Below are 15,972 nucleotides of genomic sequence, written 5' to 3' on the forward strand. Positions count from 1 at the left end.
CCCTCTACGATCCCTTGCAGGCAATGGAAGCTCAAACCCTGATACTCAATCCAAACATGCGGGTCGCGGTGAGACGCGACGGGGAGCAGTGGCAGTCGATCTTTCTCGCCTCGCCCATCAAAGGGCGGGACCTGCGCATCAAGGTCGTCAACAGCGACAACCCCTCGCTGTTCGAGGCCGTGCGGGAAATCGTCCAGTCGGGGGAGATCGACGCGGACTGCATCGCGCGTCATGAGGCGGATCTCACCCGCCTGGGGGTGCTGATCGGCGCCGCCGAGGTCTCCCGCCCAGTGGTCTTCCATTGCTGGTTGACCGAACCCGAAAGCGGCGAGCGCGCGGGCCACGCCTCGCACGAGGACGCGGACCTGGGAGATCTCGTCGGCGCACCCGTCCTCGTGTACCAGCCGCCCGGTACAGCGCTGCCCGACGTCCTGCGAGAGCGGGTGTTGCTCGAGAAGCAGTTCGCGTGGGGGGCTCCGGAGAGCTGGTTCGCGCCAGGCTGTGGACGACTCTGGGTGGAGGATCCCGGCACGCGCATCCTGGCGGTCTTCAGTGTTCCAGCGCACCTCGAGTCGATCGTCGCATCGCTCCGGCCCGATGAGCCTCCGCCCTCCTCGCTGACGGCCGAGACGAGCCGGCTCTTGAGGCGCGCGAACGTCCTGGTCACGAGGGGCTTCGCGGCACACCGCGCGGAGGAGTGGGAGCGGACGTGTGATGAGGCGCGGCGACGCTTCGCCTCGGATGGCTTCGTGAACGTCGAGGGGCTGCTGCACCCCCTGCAGCTCGTGGCGCTGCGCCACTACCTTCGAGAGTTCGTCGCGGAGGGACACGCCGAGCTGACGAAGGAAGAGACGGTGTGCTACGGCGCCCACAACGAGGGCGTCTGCCGGTACCTGCACCATCAGCTCTCGGGGCTGGTGGGCAGGATCGTCGGCAGGGAAATCAAGCCGTCATACACGTACTTCCGTACCTATCGGCCTGGCGCGGTGCTCGAGAGACACCTCGATCGGGAGCCCTCGCACTACAGCATCTCGTTCCTGGTCGATTACACGCCCGAGAGTGCGGATCGCTCGCCCTGGCCGCTTTGTCTGGAGCCAGGCTCGGGCGGCGTGGTGCCTGTATTCCAGCGGCGCGGGGACGGCGTCTTCTTCGAGGGCATCAAGGTTCCACACTTCCGGGATCGGCTGGCCGCTGGCTGCACCTCGACATCGGTCTTTTTCGAGTACGTGCCGAAGGAGTACAGCGGCCCCCTGCGTTGAGGCGCGGGGCCTCGCTCCTGGAGCGGCTCGAATTCATCGATCATGATCCTGATCGTCACCAGCAGAGGCGATGCACACGCGCTGGCCGCGGAGCGTGCCTTCGAGAAGAAGGGCGTGGCCTTCCGCACGTGGTACATCGACGATCATCCCCCGACGCTCGAGATGGCGTTCCGGCCCGGAGGAGCCCGGCCGCGCGGCACGCTGGGGAGGGGAGGGGAGACGATCGCCCTCGATGACATCCGGGCGGTGTGGCATCGAAAGCCCAAGCCCATGCAATACCCGGCGGGGCTCGACCCCCAGCTCGTTCTGGAGAGCCAACAAGAGACCGGAGAGGGGCTCAGGGCGCTCTTCCTTCACCTGGAAGATCGGTTCTGGGTCAACCCCCCCTGGCACGAGCGAGAGCTGGCGCTCTCCAAGGTCCACCAGCTCGAAGTGGCCTCCGCGCTCGGGTTCCGCGTGCCCCGAACCTTGCTTACCAACGACCCGCAGGAGCTTCAGGCGTTCTACCGGAGCTGTGGCGGAGAGGTCATCTACAAGCTGGTCTCGGGGGTCGCCATTCCCGGTGTTCTCCAGAATGGGCGGGTCCTGTACACGACGAAGCTGACGCCGCGACACCTGGCCGAGGTCGAGCGGCTGGTGGCTGCTCCCGGGTTGTTCCAGGAGTACATCCCGAAGCGCTCCGAGCTTCGGGTCAATGTCATCGGCCGGAAGGTCTTCGCGACGCTCGTCGACTCTCAGCAGGTCGAGGAGAGCCGAGTGGACTGGAGGCGAGGGCAGGATCGTGGGCTCGAGTTCAGGGCGCACGAACTCCCTCCAGCTATTGAGGAGCGGTGCCGTGCCTTCACACGGAGCCTGGGGCTCGCCTTCGGGGCGCTCGATCTCATTCTCACCCCGGATGGGGACTATGTCCTCCTCGAGATCAATCCGGCGGGACAGTGGCTGTGGATCGAGCGGGAGACCCGGCAGCCGTTGCTGGACAACCTCACGGAGATGCTCCTCCAGGGGACGACGGACTACGTCGACTCGATGCCCGAGCGGCGCGTAACACCCGATGACACCCTCCGATACCTCAGCGAACTCGAGCGATGAGCCATTCAGACAGCGACAAGCCGCCCTCGGGAGCCGCGACGCCAGGGGCCCTGGTCTCGGAGTTCTTCGTCTTCCGTACGCCGGTCCTGGCCTTCGATGAGTTCCAGCGCTGGGGCGAAGGACTGGAAGCGCCGAGCACGACGGGAGAGCTGACCCGGCTGGAGTTCGCGCTCGAAGCGGACCGGCAGCGTCTGCGCTCCCGGCTGCGGCAGCTCCTTGCTCGCCCCGAGCTGGATGAGGCCATCTTCGTGGCCTCGCCCTCCCTGTATGCGCAGCTCGGTGACTGGAGGGACAACCCAGGCAGTGAGCGCGGGACCAAGGTCGAACGCGCCCTGGTCCGATACTTCTCCCGGATGATGGGGAGGCCTACGCCCTTCGGACTCTTCGCCGGAATGTCGGTGGGCGTCATCGGCGCGGAGACACGACTCTCCATGGTTGGGAGGGATGGCTATCGTCGCAAGGTCCGGCTGGACACGGACCATGCGATGGCCTTGGCGGACACTCTGGCCCAGGACGCTCGGCTCCAGGCGGTTTTGCGGTACCACCCGAACACCACGGTCTCCTCCCACTCCGCCGACCGGCTGCAGTACATCGAGGCGCGTTGCACGGGTGTCGCGTGGACGCACCGCGAGGTGGGCATCCGCTCCACGCCTCCGTTGCGGACCGTTCTGGCGCGAGCGGCCCGCGGTGCGAGCCGAGCAGCGCTGGCTGCCGCGCTCGAGCAGGAACATGAGGTAGAGCAGGGTGAGGCGGAGGCGTATGTCGACGAGCTGATCCGCCGGCAGGTACTCCAGTCGGAGCTTGCGCTCTCAGCGACCGGGACCGAGCCACTCGACCACCTCATTGGCCGCCTCGAGGCGTTGTCGAAAGAACATGAGGCCTTGCCGCGGCTGGTGCGCGTGCGCCAGATGCTCTCGGAGCTGAATGCCTCCGGGCCGGGCGCTTCTTCTGAGCGGTATCAGGCCATCGCGGCGTCGCTCCTGGAGCTGCCTGGCGACCCCGGGCAGGCTCAGACGCTGCAAGTGGATATGCACAAGCCGGGAGCGGGAGCGACGCTGGGCCGGCAGGTGCTCGATGAGATGAGCCGCGGTGTCCACCTGCTGTACCGCATCTCCCGCTCAGCGCAGACGGATGGGCTTGGAGGCCTTCGGGCGGAGTTCGTGCGTCGGTACGGTGATCGGGCTGTTCCCCTCATGGAGGCGCTCGACGAGGACGGCGGGTTCGGCATCGATTCGGCTCAGCATCTGCGTCATGACGCGGCTCAGCTGCTCGCCGACCTTCCCTTCCCGGAGTCCAAGCCGGATGAGCTCGTGCCGGCCAACCAGCGAGAAGCCGTGCTCCTGCGCAAGTTCGAGAGTGCGCGGGTCAGTGGGGCGCGGCAGATCGAGTTCACGGAAGCGGACCTTGCTGCGCTCGAGACTCCTGGTCGGCTGCCGCTGCCTGATGCGTTCTCGGTTCATGCCGCGCTCGCGGCGCGCTCCCAGGAGGCGCTGGCGCAAGGGGACTTCCAGCTCCTCATCGAGAGCGTCTACGGCCCCTCCGGAGCGACCCTGTTGGGACGCTTCTGCCACGCGGACCCGGAGCTGACCCAGCACGTCGAGCGCCACCTTCGGTCGGAGGAGGCGCTACGGCCGGACGCGGTGTTCGCCGAGATTGCCTTCCTCGGAGATAGCCGCGTCGGCAACGTCGTGCTGCGGCCGACGCTGCGCTCGCACGAGATTCCCTACCTCTCCAGGTCCGGCGTACCGGAGGAGCGGCAGATCTCGGTCGGTGAGCTGTGGCTGTCGGTGGAGCAGGGGCGGTTCGTGCTGCGCTCGGAGCGACTCGGCCGCGAGGTCATTCCGCGACTGACGTGCGCGCACAACTTCCGCGACCAGAGGCTCTTCCGTCTCTACAGGTTCCTAGGGATGCTTCAGGAGCAGGCACAGGCGTCCAACCTGCGGTGGAACTGGGGAGCGCTCCGGCACGCGGCGTTCTTGCCCCGGGTGGTGTCGGGCCGCCTCGTGCTGTCGCGCGCGCGCTGGATTCTACAGCCAGAGGAGTGGCGCCCTATCTTCGAAGCGCGAGGGGCGGTGCGGTACGAGCGCCTGCAGCGTCTAAGGGCGGGGTTGGGGATGCCGCGCTACGTCACTTTCTCGGAGGGCACCGACTTCTTCCCGGTCGACTTGGACAACGCCCTCTGCGTCGAGAATGCCGTTCAGCTCCTGGGGGATGTCCAGCGCGCGGCGTTCTTCGAGATGTTTCCCGACCCTGAACACCTCTGCGTGGTGGGGCCGGAGGGCAGGTTCGTCCACGAGCTTCTCGTGCCCTTCGTCCGGCAGCGGTCTCCCAGCGTCCCCCTTGCCCCTCGCCCTTCAGGCGCGCGGGTGTCGCCCTCCTCACGTACTTTCGCACCGGGCTCGGAGTGGCTCTTCGCGAAGCTGTACACAGGACGCTCGAGCGCGGATGACGTGCTCCGGAAGGTGGTGGCCCCGATCGCGAGGGGTGCGCTGGCCTCGGGGGCGGCCGACCAATGGTTCTTCATCCGGTACGCGGATCCGGACTGGCACGTCCGGCTGCGGTTGCACGGCTCGCCGCGCCGACTCGCGTTCGAGGTACTCCCAGCCCTTCACGATGCGCTCGCGCCATTGATCGAGGCGGGCACCCTCCACCGTGTCCAGCTCGACACGTATGAGCGCGAAGTCGAGCGGTACGGTGGCCTCGAGGGGACGCTCCTTGCCGAGTCCCTGTTCCATGCGGACAGCGAGGCGGTCGTGGCCGTTCTAGAGGCGATGCCGGGCGAGCTGGGGCTCCGCGTGCGGTGGCAGCTCGCGCTCTATGGCATCCATCGGCTCTTGCTCGATCTCGAACTCGACTCCCAAGAGCGGCATGCCGTGGTCCGGACCGCGCGCGAGCAATTGGGAGCGCTCTTCAAGCTACCCCCTGAGTTCGAGCACCGACTGGGAATGCGATACCGGCGTGAGCGCCGCACCATCGAGGAGCTGCTGGCGCCCTCTGGGGGGCCGCCCGCCTTGCTCCGTGGCGGGATGGAGTTCCTCGACCGGCGTGGCGCCCAAATCGCGCCCATCGTCTCCCGGCTACGGGAACGCGCCCGCTCGGGACATCTCTCCGTGTCCCTCGAGGAGCTCACCAGCAGCTACATGCACATGTTCACCAACCGGCTCCTGCGGGCCCACGCCAGGGAGCAGGAGCTGGTGCTCTACGACTTCCTGAGTCGCTTCTACGACTCCCAGTCTGCTCGTTCGAGGCCGAGGGGGTAGGGGGTTGCCCCTACCCAGCGTGCCTCTACTGGAACACGGGAGCGAGCAGTCCGATGCGCGGCGAGAGCAGCTGCGAGAGCAGCGTCATCACCTCTTCGGAGGAGTAGCGATCGGCGAATGCCGCCGCGATCTTCCCCGCCGTGCGGGTTCCATCACACGCTTCGAGCACCGGCTCTACATCCGCGGGAAGGACCCAGGTCTCATTGCGCGTCGGGGTCAGGCGGCGTAGCAGCGGCGGTTCGACGAGCCTGTCGCGGGAGCGTTGGTACGGGCGGCTCTCATGCGTGGCGACGACGCGCTCGTCCTGGATCTCATAGACGGTGTGCCGCGTGCGGTGCATGAGCCGCATGCCTCGCAGCTCCGCCTTGGAGTAGGGCTTGGGCGCGGGTCTGTCCGCATGCTCGACATAGAAGCCGAAGAACGGCGCGCGCTCGGCCGCTAGCAGGTTGACGACTCGCTGCTGCTCCCGCGCATCGAGCTTGCGCCACGCGGCGAGGAGCGCGGGGTCGTCGACGTAGCGTGCCAGGTCCCACACGTGCGGCGTCGGCCAGGACAGGCGCAGCCCCGCATCGGTCACCAGCGCGTACAGCGAGTCGATGTCGTAGGCGATCTCGTAGGGTTGCAGCAGCGTGTCGGCGAACGTGGGGATGTCATCCTCGACATTGCCAAGCATCCGCAGCGTCTGGGCCATCCCTCCGCACTTGTCGGAGGCGCGTACCGCGCGCAGCAGCTGCATGGCCAGCTCGTGCTTGCGCTTCAGGTTGCGCGGTCCGCCCGCCAGTGTCTCGACCGCGCGCTGGAACTGCCGGAAGAAATGCCGGTGCTGCTCGTTGTACGCCATGATGAGGCCCGCGCCGCCGCTCCGGAGCGCCTGCCGTAGCAACCGCATCCCCTTCAGCGGGTCCTCCAGGACGGGGAGCACGCCGGTACAGAAGATGATGTCGAAGTCGTCGCGGAACGTCGACTCCAGCAGGTTCTGGTGCTGGAACTCGACGTTCTTGATGCCCAGCTGCCCCGCCAGGCGTTTGGACACCTCCAGTGAGCGCGGCGACAGATCTGTCGCGAGGATCGTCGCCTCGGGGAAGCGCAGCGCCGTGAGGATCGACTGCTCGGTCCCACAGCCGGCCACCCAGATGCGTGAGTCGGGACGCAGCGCATCCTCGCGGCGACGCCCGAGCTGGTAGTTCATCCGATTGAGATGGAAGTGGACCGGCTCGACCCGGTGCAGGGCCGTGACTCGAGGGAATGGGTATTGGGTGTAGAGCTCACCGATGAGGGAGGTAATCGTCTGGGGCTCTGCTGATTGCCGACGGCGTGCCGCACGCATGGCGGCGCATATTGCATCCGCGTATCAGGAGTGGCAACTGGAGAGCCCTGCCCCCTTGTCGAAGGCGAATCGGGCGGGCTGGACGATTGATGAACCGCACGCAACGAGAAGATCGCAGACGGAGACGCGGCGTGCTTCGCCTGTCTTCGTACTCACTGCCACAGCTCCTGCACGGCTCGAGCAAGCTGGTGCCCCAGAACATGCAGGAGGCGCCAGAGCGGCTCCAGTATCTCGAAGGGCTGGTCGAGTATCTCAACCTGCTGCTGAACAAGACGCGTGGCTCGGAGGGGGCTCGGCCCTCTATCGAGCAGGTGTTGGACGTCTACGACCGCATTCCCTTCGCGCGGAGCCTCGTGGACCTCACCCATGTGCGCGGCAAGCTCGTTGCCAGGGAAAGAGCCCACGCACGCGATGGCCTGTCACTCGATGTCGACCGGCTCGCCGTGGCGTTTCCGGATGGGCGCCTGCGCACGCCGCAGTCGACAGTCACGCTGTCCACGGGCAAGGCAACGCCGGTCGTGGCTCGCCTGCTCGCGGCGCTCCGATCGGGGGCCTCACGCCAGGCGCTCACGACGGTTGCTGGCGGCGACGTCGCCAACCTCGAAGCGATGCTCGATCGACTGATTGCCCGGCGCGTGCTCGAGGAGTTGGGCTCAGCCGAGGAGCGCACCGCTCCCCAGTTCCAGGCCGGACGCGGCGATCGCTTTACCTGGCTCGGTCACGCCTCGGCGCTCTTTCAGTCCGGGGGAAAGACCGTCTGGATCGATCCGCTCCTGTCTCCTCACATGGTGTGGAAGCAGGACGAGTTCGGGCGCGTCTTCTCACCGAGCCATGCCGAGGCACGTCTGTTCGAGCCCTACGGTCCCGGCGCGCCACAGCTCGCGCCCTACGAGCTGCCCCTGCCAGACGCGGTGTGCATCACACACCAGGACGTCGATCACATCGATCTTGGCGTCCTGATGACCCTTCCGGATGACGTCCCCATCGTCGTTCCCCGGCGCTCTCCCGAGCACCCCTGGGAGGTGGATCTGGAAGGGCTCATTCGCAAGGTGCTCGGCCCCGAGCGTCAAATCCGCGTGCTGGCGCATGGCGAGACGTTGGAGCTTGGAGGCATTCGCGTCACGGCGTTCCCGTTCCGCGGCGAGATGCCGCCCGCGCTCCCTCATACGTGGAACTGCTATCTCCTGGAGACGGAGCGCTCCGCGCTCGCCTGCCTCGCCGACTCGCGCCTCGCGCGCGAGGAGGAGGAGTTCCTGAGCTCGCGCCTCGGCGGGACGGCCAGACCGTTGACGCTGTTGGCCGGTGCTCCGTTGGAACGCAAGACCGGGCCGGGCTGGCGGGACGGACTGACCTCGACGGAGCTGTACAACGATGCGCGGCTCTACTCGTGGTACGCGCCACTCTGGAGCATGTTCCAGCCCGTGCAGGTCACGAACGTGTCCTATGCCCAGCTGGAGCGGCTGGCTCGCCGTGCCAACCTTCAGCACTTCTTTCCGTATGCCCGAGGCTCGGCGCCCTGGTTCCGCCTCTTGCCGGGCGATCCGCTCTACATCCCGATCAACTCCATGAGCATCACGGACCTGGAGCGGCTGGAGCAGGAGTTGGCGCGGTCATGTACCCGTCCCAGGCTCCTGCCGGCCCATTACGGACAGCCCATCCGCATCGACGGTTGAGGGCTCGGGGAGCACGCACTACCCCGCGGACGCCTCCACCCTGGGGGCCTCGACCGCCCAGGCGATGGGCCAGGGTGGCATCGGATGGCTGCCGGCCCGAGGCAGCCGCTGGGTGCGGCGCGCGTCGGAGCCGACGTTGAGCGGTCCGGGTTCGGCCTTCAGGGAAGTGGTCCACGAGCACTGCGAGCAGATGAAGCGCTCGGGGGGCTTCTCATGGCCGAAGATCCAGCGCCGGAGCTGCACCATGCGGTCGCTCTCCGCGATCTCACGCAGGCTCTGCTGCCGGATGTCCCCGAACACGTACTCCTGGTTGAAGTCCTGGCAGCACAGGAACACCTTGCCATCGTGCGCGATGTTGAGCTGGTTGAGCGCGTACGTGCAGCCGGAGAGGAGGCCGAGGTGCTCCACTTCGGCCGCGTACTCCTCTTTCTGGAGCAGCCCGGCGCGATTGTCCGTCGGCCATGCGACCGAGTCGCCAAACATCGTGGCGAACATCTCGTTGATGCGCCGGACGTTCTCGTCCGCGGACTCGCGTGGGGAGTTGATCGACAGCCGCGCCGGGAGGCCGTGCTCATGAATGGTGCGCAGGTTCGCGAGGACCCGGTCGAAGAGCTTCGCTCCAGTGATGCGCTCGTACTCGGCACGGTCGACCGAGGGCAGGTTGATGACGAGGTGGATGTTTCCGAACTCCGCCAGGGCTCGGATCTTCTCCGCGTTCAGGAGGCTGGCGTTGGTGTGCAGACGCACCTGCAGCCCGTGCTCCTTCGCGAGCCGCACACGCTCCAGCAGCGTGGGGTCGAGCGTGGGCTCGGAGTAGTGGTTCAACGAGATGGACGGCGCCCCATACTCCCGGACCCGATCGACGACGAGCGCGTAGAGCTCCGGGCTCATGAAGGCCTTGGGCTTGGGGGCGGCCTCGACCGGGCAGAACGAGCAGCGGAAGTTGCAGTGGCGGTTGATCTCGATCTCGACGCAGGTGTACCGATGCCGACGGAACGCTTCGGACTCCGGCAGCAGGACCTCGCGAGTGGCAAGGCGCTGGAAGGTCTCGGGCGACGCCACCGCGAGCGCGGCGACCTCCCCGGGATTGCGGCGCAACCGCTCGAGCTGGCGCTTGTCCTCGCGAGACGTCACCACCAGCCGCATCGCCAGCAGGTCGTAGAACATGCCTTGTCCGGCAAGCGGCGCACGTCTCAAGGCCCAATCGTCCACGACGGTGTCGTCAATGGAGACGAGGTAGGGCGATACGATGAAGCCAGTGCCACTGCTGCCCATGAACGCAACTCCCGCGCCTCGAGGTCCCAGCGAAGTCGACACGATGCAACGGGCCAGACTCAGGGCATGAGGGGGTTCATCCATACATGAGGGGTGGTGTACCCAGTCAAGGCATTGCCGCGAGGACGCGGGCCGAGTCGTGGACAGGTCCGTGGCCCTTGACTAAGCTGCGTGGGCCGAGCACGACGGAGACGCGGCCCTCGCCGTGATGCACGTCAGGGCTCGGGTACTCCACAGCGCGCCATGAGACGTAGCCTCCGCCCCTCGATCGTCCGCCTGCTCGCCCTGGGGGCAGGCACGGCCGTATTGGCCTGGGGCGTTGACCGTCTCAGTGACGGGGACGAGGTGCGAAGGCCCGAGCGCAGCGGGGTATCCACCGCTCCGCCCAGGCCTCCGGAGTCGGCGGAGCTGTTCGTGGGCGTGGTCGTCGCCTCGACCGATGTGAGCCTGGCTTTCCAGCAAGCGGGGCGGCTCGAGCAGGTGCGCGTCCGGGTGGGAGATCGCGTCAAGCAGGGCCAGGTGCTGGCCGCACTCGATGTCCTGCAGGCGCGCCAGGAGCTGAAGGTGGCACACGCGCAGTTGATCGCGCAGCAGGCAGAGCTTCGCAAGGCGGAGATCCGGCAGCGGCAGACGCGCGTGGAAGTGGAGCGCGTGAAGGTGCTCGGAGAGCAGGTCTCCCGCGCGGAGCTCGAGAACGTGACTTTTCAGGAGGAGCTGGCCTCCACCGAGGTGGCCATCTCGTCCGCGCGTGTGGCCGAGCAGTCCGCCCGTGTGGAACTGCTGTCCCTCCGCCTGGGATACATGGAGCTTCGCGCGCCCTTTGGCGGTCAGGTGGCGGCGGTCCTCGTCCCCGTCGGAGGACAGGTGGGGGAGGGGCAAGCGGTCATCCGGCTCCTCCTGCAGGAGGAGAAGTTCCGCGTCCGCTTCGCGGCGCCGGAGCACATCGCCGGCCGGCTCCAGCCTGGAGCGCGGGTCGAGGTGCTGGGGCCTACTCCTGACACCCGCATCCAGGCCACTGTCGAGACGGTGTGGCCCGAGGTCGACATTGCCTCGCGCCAGGTGTTCGTCGAGGCCAGCGCGCCCTTGCCTTCCTGGCCAGGGGCCGCGTTGTGGGTCGGGACACCGGTTCAAGTCATGCTGCCGTCACCTGGCGCTCCGGAGCTGGAGGCGGGGCCGGCCGTACAGCTTCAGCCCGAGCAGAGCGCCGTGGCAGGCAAGCAGCTCGAGGAGAAGACGGCCCAGTGACAGCCGGCCCTCAAAAGAAGCTCTACCGCGAGGAGGCGCTGCAGGCCTTCTATGCGGGTGAGAGCGCACCTGGACAGGTGGTGCGGCTGTCCCCGGCCTGGCTGGGATACACCTATTGGCTCCTGGCGGTGGCGTTCCTGGTGGCGGCCGTGGTGCTCGTGTTCGGCCGGCTGAACCAATATGCCACGGGCCCCTCGATGGTCCGGGCGCAAGGGCTCATCCCCGTGGCCGCGAGCCGGGAGGGGATGGTGGTAGCGGTCCTCGTTTCACCGGGGGACGAGGTCCAACGCGGGCAGCCGTTGGTGCGCCTGCATGCGGGTGACGAGCAGGCGGAGCATGAGCGGCTCGAGCGCGAGTACCAGGTCCAGCTCATGAAGACGCTGAGCAGGCCGGAGAACGCCATCGCTCGCGAGGCGCTCGCCACGCTGGCCGGGCAGCGAGAAGCCTCTCGGGCCTTGTTGGAGGAACGGACGCTTCGGGCATCCTCGGCCGGTGTCGTTTCGGATGTGCGCGTCCGTCCGGGACAGCACCTCACCCCAGGTGAAGTCGCGCTGACCGTCGCGGGGGAGAGCACGCGGTTCTCGGTGGTGGCCCTGCTTCCCGGCCACCAGCGCCCCTATCTGCAGCCGGGCAGTCCCCTGCGGTTCGAGCTCGCCGGGTTTCGTTACAACTACCACTCCCTGGTGACGAGCGAGGTGGGCAATGTCATCCTCGGGCCCGCGGAGGTGCGCCGCGTCCTGGGGCCCGAGATGGCGGACGCCGTCGAGTTCTCTGGCCCCCAGGTGATGGTGACTGCCTCGCTCGAGGAGACGTCCTTCGTGGCGGATGGGCTGCAACTGCGGTTCTACGACGGGATGATGGGCCGCGCCGACATCCCCGTGCGTCGTGAGCGCATCATCCTGGTGATGTTTCCTTGGCTGAGGGAGCTGTTCTCGAATGAGGGATGAGTCCGACCACGGTCTGGCTGCGCTCGTCGAGCGGTTTCCCGCGCTGAAGCGGCTGATGCAGGGGGCGCGCGGCATCCCTGTCATCCAGCAGAACAGCGGGAACGAGTGCGGCCTCGCCTCGCTGGCCATGGTGCTCTCCTATCTGGGCCGGCCCACCTCGCTCGAGGAGCTGCGAGAGGCGGTCACCCCGGACAGGGCAGGCGTGTCCGCACGGGATCTGCTGGAGACGGGCCGGTTGTTCGGACTCCGCGGACGGGGCGTGGCGCTGGACATCAAGGACCTGGAGTTCCTCGAGCCCGGAACCATCCTCCACTGGGATCTCAACCACTATGTCGTGTTCGAGCGGCACGAGGAGGACGGCATCCGGGTCGTCGACCCGGCGGTGGGGCGCAGGAAGGTGCCGCTCGAGCAGGTCCGTCGCTCCCTGTCGGGGGTCGGCATCCTCTTCGAGCCCACCGAGGCGCTCCGGCCAGCCAAGGCCACGCGCAGCCCCTGGGACATCATCCAGCACCTGGTCGTGAGCTCGGGGACGCTCGGCCGGCTCATGGTGGTCTCCATCCTCCTGCAGCTGCTGGCGCTGTTCGTCCCCGCCTACACCACCGTGGTGGTGGACCGCATCCTTCCCCGGGCGGACCACGAGCTGTTCCTCCTCTTCATGGGAGGCGCGGCCATCCTTTTCTGCTTTCACCTGGCGACAGGCTGGGTCCGGCAGTTCCTCGTGCTCTATCTCCGGATACGCATGAGTCTGGGGCTCAAGCTGGAGTTCATGGATCGGCTGTTACGCCTGCCCTATTCCTTCTTCCAGGTGCGCTCGGTCGGCGACCTTCACGAGCGGCTCCAGAGCACCACCCACATCCAGAACACGCTCTCGGCGACCGTGGTGGCCTCCCTGCTGGATGGCCTCTTCACCCTGCTCTATCTGGGAGTGCTCGTCCTCGTTGACGCCTCCGCGGGGCTCCTCGTCCTGGGACTCGGGCTGCTCCAGGTGCTCTGCCTGGTGCTGTCGCTCCGGACCCGGAAGCAGTTGCTGGACTCCGAGCTCTACCTTCAGGGGCGAGCCTCCGCGCTGGCCGCGGAGATGATGCGGGGCATCGAGACCCTCAAGGCGATGGGAGGGGAGTTCCAGGCGCTGCAGCAGTGGTCGGACCGCTTCACTGAGCTGCTCAACGCCCAGCTCCACCGCGGTAAGATCGAGAGCTTGCTGGATGGCTTCCTCCGGGCAGTCCAGTACGGCTCTCCGCTCGTGGTGTTGGGCTACGGCTCGCACCTCGTGCTCAACGGGCAGCTCTCCCTGGGAATGATGCTGGGGCTCTTCGCGCTCGCGGTGGGGTTCCTTACGCCGCTGGGGTCGTTCGTCAGCACCGCCGTTGAACTCAACTATGTCCGCGCGCATCTGGATCGCATCCAGGATGCCTTCCTGGCCAAGCCAGAACAGAGTCCGGGAGGGCTCAAGGAGCCCCCCAAGCTGCAGGGCCGGGTGGAGCTGGAGAACGTGAGCTTCCGGTACGGCACTTTCTCGCCCTATGTGGTGCGCAACGTGTCCGTGCGCATCGAGCCCGGGCAGTTCGTGGCCATCGTGGGGCGCTCGGGCTCGGGGAAGACGACCCTGGCCCGGCTGTTGATTGGCCTCTCCGTTCCGGAGGAGGGGACGGTCCGCTTCGACGGCGTGGACATCCGTGAGTACGACTTGTCCCAGCTGCGACGCCAGTGCGGCGTCGTCACGCAGCAGCCCTTCCTCTTCCAGCAGACCATTCGGAGCAATATCGCCGGGGGGGATGCCTCCGCCTCCCTGGATGACGTCATGCGAGCGGCGAAGCTGGCCTGCATCCACGACGATATCAGCCAGATTCCAGGGGGTTACGCCACCTTATTGGCCGAGAACGGCTCCTCTCTCTCAGGCGGGCAGATGCAGCGCATGGCGCTGGCGCGTGCCCTGCTGCGCAACCCGCGCATCCTCCTGCTGGACGAGGCCACCAGCGCCCTCGATGCCGCGACCGAGCGCTCGGTGCAGGAGAACCTGGCGAAGCTCCAATGTACCCGCATCATCATCGCGCACCGGCTGAGCACCATTCGGGACGCGGACCTCATCCTGGTCATGGACGAGGGCCGCATCTGCGAGCGAGGCACACACGAGGAGCTGCTGGCGGCAGGAGGGATCTACGCCAAGCTGGTGGCCGCGCAGCTGTCCTCGGCTCAGCCTGGGTAGGCGAGCTCCGCGCCGCTGATGTCGCGCACCACGTCCGCGACGAAGGAGAAGAGCTCCAGCCCCCGGCCCTTGTCGTCCTTCCAGGTGCCGGTGGCCTCGTCGTAGGAGAAGTGGATGCCCTGGCTCTTGCCAGCCACCCAGATCTGCCGCACGGCGCGCTGGGTGTTGACGATGCACTTCTCCCGCGAGGGCGCGGTGAGGGTGAGCATGTCCCCGGTGCTGTCGGCCTCGAGCACGTCCGGATCGATGGCATCCGCGGCGGCGAGCAGTCGCTTGAAGACGGCGGCGACGAGCTGGTTGTAGCGGGCCTCGTCCATCATCTCACTGGATGACGTCGAGCACCGGCTGACCAGGAGCGGCGTAGAACAGGAACTTCATCTGCGGGGTCTCCCCCTCGCCGCGCTCCAGGGCGATGACGGTGCCCGGGTTCACGGGCTTGGGGAAGGACTGCATGCCCAGCAGGTGAGCGGCCAGCGCTCCCATCGAGGGCTGATGCCCCACCAGCACGAGGTTCTGGTCCGAGTGCTCGTGGATGACCGGCTCCACGGCGCCCACGGGCATGTCCGGCAGCAGGCACCGGTGGGCTCGCAACAGACCCTCGTGCTTGACCACCGACGAGAGCAACTGCGCCGTCTGCACCGTGCGCACCAGCGGGCTCGTCAGGATCAGCGAGACGGGGCCCATGCGCTCCGACAAAGAGGCGAAGTGCTGGGCGGTATTTGCGCGGGCCTTCGCGGTCAGGGCGCGTGCCTCGTCGCCGAGACCCTCGGGGATCTCCGCGTCCGCATCACCGTGCCTTACCAGGAAAATCCTCAAAGTCCCTCCACCGCTCACGACAACGAACCGGGGTTCGTACACGACCGTGGCCGGGTTGGTCAAAGGTAATGCGGCGATTGTTCAGTGCCGGGGATCCCCCCCGCCAGGTTGGCGAGGAGGCGCCGAACCCGCACGCTCGGAGCGCAGCATATACTGCCCGCCTCGGGAGGCATTACCCGACAGGAGTGGGCATGCGTCGGTCGCTGTGGGTGCTGTGTGCAGCGCTGTTTCTCTCAGGCTGCAAGAAGGAGCAGGCGTCAGAAGCGCCCCGTCCCGCGGAGGCAGCCCGGCCCTCGGAGGCTCCTCTAGAGGGCGAGCAGGCAGAGGAGCCAGGCGCGGAGTTCGCCCCCGGCGCGTACACGGTGACGAAGGAGAAGCTCGACGCCTATGTGGGCTACCAGCGAAAGCTGCTGGAGGCCTACGACGCGCTCCTCAAGGACATGGCCGGGGTACAGGGTCGGCTGAAGGACGGCGGCTCGGACATGAAGGCCGACCTCAACGCCTCGATGAAGCTCATCGAGAGCAAGGCGAAGGCGGAGGAGGCCGCGCGCAAGGAAGCGGGGCTCTCCGAGCAGGACGTGAACGGCCTCTCCGAGGTGGTGACGGACGTCATGGGCCAGCGGCAGCTCGCCCAGGCGCTCCAGTCCGAGGAGGAGCTGAAGAAGCTGGAGGAGCTGCAGGCGAAGCTGACGCCGGAGCAGCGCGAGGAGCTGGCGCCGCAGCTGGCCACCATGCGCGAGCGCAACGAGGAGCTCCAGAAGCTCACCGAGGCCCGGCGTACCCACGGCGACGCCAACGTGGACATGGTGCTCACGCGCGAGGCGGACCTGGCGAAGAACTACCAGGACATGCTGAGCACCTTCGGTCGCAAGTAG

General features: G+C 67.3%; 12 protein-coding genes. 8 read left to right on the top strand and 4 right to left on the bottom strand.

Annotated elements, in window-relative coordinates; genetic code table 11:
* Positions 1-68 precede the first annotated feature (68 nt).
* Genes SYV04_RS28960 through SYV04_RS28970 form a run of 3 tightly spaced genes read left to right on the top strand, consistent with a single transcriptional unit; the run spans position 69 to position 5,608 of the window.
* A complete protein-coding gene (locus tag SYV04_RS28960) occupies positions 69-1,259 on the top strand; it encodes a hypothetical protein (RefSeq protein ID WP_321549181.1) in 1,191 nt (396 codons plus the stop codon).
* Between the two features lie 42 nt (positions 1,260-1,301).
* Positions 1,302-2,348: an MvdC/MvdD family ATP grasp protein gene (locus SYV04_RS28965; protein WP_321549182.1), complete on the top strand. Its 1,047-nt coding sequence runs from the start codon at positions 1,302-1,304 to the stop codon at positions 2,346-2,348.
* Positions 2,345-5,608: a lantibiotic dehydratase gene (locus tag SYV04_RS28970; protein WP_321549183.1), complete on the top strand. Its 3,264-nt coding sequence runs from the start codon at positions 2,345-2,347 to the stop codon at positions 5,606-5,608. Before SYV04_RS28965 ends, SYV04_RS28970 begins: the two co-directional genes overlap by 4 nt.
* 25 nt (positions 5,609-5,633) lie before the next feature.
* Here SYV04_RS28970 and SYV04_RS28975 read toward each other — a convergent pair whose 3' ends face one another.
* Positions 5,634-6,935 (bottom strand): class I SAM-dependent methyltransferase, encoded by a 1,302-nt coding sequence (locus tag SYV04_RS28975; protein WP_321549184.1) that lies wholly within the window; start codon positions 6,933-6,935, stop codon positions 5,634-5,636.
* A gap of 131 nt (positions 6,936-7,066) precedes the next feature.
* Here SYV04_RS28975 and SYV04_RS28980 point away from each other — a divergent pair, with 131 nt between their 5' ends.
* Entirely contained in the window at positions 7,067-8,608 is a 1,542-nt protein-coding gene (locus tag SYV04_RS28980; protein ID WP_321549185.1) for an MBL fold metallo-hydrolase, read from the top strand.
* Between the two features lie 18 nt (positions 8,609-8,626).
* Here the strand turns inward: SYV04_RS28980 and SYV04_RS28985 are convergent, their stop codons facing one another.
* Positions 8,627-9,883 (bottom strand): radical SAM/SPASM domain-containing protein, encoded by a 1,257-nt coding sequence (locus tag SYV04_RS28985; protein ID WP_321549186.1) that lies wholly within the window; start codon positions 9,881-9,883, stop codon positions 8,627-8,629.
* 243 nt (positions 9,884-10,126) lie between these two features.
* Here SYV04_RS28985 and SYV04_RS28990 point away from each other — a divergent pair, with 243 nt between their 5' ends.
* From SYV04_RS28990 to SYV04_RS29000, 3 genes are read left to right on the top strand one after another with little or no spacing between them, the layout of a single operon-like run.
* On the top strand, positions 10,127-11,128 hold the full coding sequence (locus SYV04_RS28990) for an efflux RND transporter periplasmic adaptor subunit (RefSeq protein WP_321549187.1): 1,002 nt from the start codon (positions 10,127-10,129) through the stop codon (positions 11,126-11,128).
* Positions 11,125-12,075 (top strand): efflux RND transporter periplasmic adaptor subunit, encoded by a 951-nt coding sequence (locus SYV04_RS28995; RefSeq protein ID WP_321549188.1) that lies wholly within the window; start codon positions 11,125-11,127, stop codon positions 12,073-12,075. Before SYV04_RS28990 ends, SYV04_RS28995 begins: the two co-directional genes overlap by 4 nt.
* Positions 12,065-14,281 carry a peptidase domain-containing ABC transporter gene (locus tag SYV04_RS29000; RefSeq protein WP_321549189.1) on the top strand — a complete coding sequence of 739 codons (2,217 nt, stop codon included), beginning with the start codon at positions 12,065-12,067 and terminating at the stop codon, positions 14,279-14,281. Before SYV04_RS28995 ends, SYV04_RS29000 begins: the two co-directional genes overlap by 11 nt.
* Here SYV04_RS29000 and cyaY read toward each other — a convergent pair.
* Together cyaY and SYV04_RS29010 are read right to left on the bottom strand one after the other, a co-directional pair.
* Positions 14,269-14,601 carry an iron donor protein CyaY gene (cyaY, locus tag SYV04_RS29005; protein ID WP_321549190.1) on the bottom strand — a complete coding sequence of 111 codons (333 nt, stop codon included), beginning with the start codon at positions 14,599-14,601 and terminating at the stop codon, positions 14,269-14,271. The genes SYV04_RS29000 and cyaY overlap by 13 nt on opposite strands.
* Position 14,602: 1 nt before the next feature.
* Positions 14,603-15,097 (bottom strand): SixA phosphatase family protein, encoded by a 495-nt coding sequence (locus SYV04_RS29010; protein WP_321549191.1) that lies wholly within the window; start codon positions 15,095-15,097, stop codon positions 14,603-14,605.
* 191 nt (positions 15,098-15,288) lie between these two features.
* Between SYV04_RS29010 and SYV04_RS29015 the strand changes: the two genes are divergently transcribed.
* The gene (locus SYV04_RS29015) at positions 15,289-15,972 is read left to right on the top strand and encodes a hypothetical protein (RefSeq protein ID WP_321549192.1); all 684 of its coding nucleotides are present in this window, start codon (positions 15,289-15,291) and stop codon (positions 15,970-15,972) included.

The sequence above is a fragment of the Hyalangium ruber genome, assembly GCF_034259325.1.
GTDB classification, from domain to species: domain Bacteria; phylum Myxococcota; class Myxococcia; order Myxococcales; family Myxococcaceae; genus Hyalangium_A; species Hyalangium_A rubrum.

Excerpts from the sequence above, each read along its gene's own strand:
- SYV04_RS28965 (WP_321549182.1), top strand. The coding sequence starts at position 1,302 with ATGATCCTGATCGTCACCAGCAGAGGCGATGCACACGCGCTGGCCGCG.
- SYV04_RS28970 (WP_321549183.1), top strand. The coding sequence starts at position 2,345 with ATGAGCCATTCAGACAGCGACAAGCCGCCCTCGGGAGCCGCGACGCCA.
- SYV04_RS28975 (WP_321549184.1), bottom strand. The coding sequence starts at position 6,935 with ATGCGTGCGGCACGCCGTCGGCAATCAGCAGAGCCCCAGACGATTACC.
- SYV04_RS28985 (WP_321549186.1), bottom strand. The coding sequence starts at position 9,883 with ATGGGCAGCAGTGGCACTGGCTTCATCGTATCGCCCTACCTCGTCTCC.
- SYV04_RS28990 (WP_321549187.1), top strand. The coding sequence starts at position 10,127 with ATGAGACGTAGCCTCCGCCCCTCGATCGTCCGCCTGCTCGCCCTGGGG.
- SYV04_RS29000 (WP_321549189.1), top strand. The coding sequence starts at position 12,065 with ATGAGGGATGAGTCCGACCACGGTCTGGCTGCGCTCGTCGAGCGGTTT.
- cyaY (WP_321549190.1), bottom strand. The coding sequence starts at position 14,601 with ATGATGGACGAGGCCCGCTACAACCAGCTCGTCGCCGCCGTCTTCAAG.
- SYV04_RS29015 (WP_321549192.1), top strand. The coding sequence starts at position 15,289 with ATGCGTCGGTCGCTGTGGGTGCTGTGTGCAGCGCTGTTTCTCTCAGGC.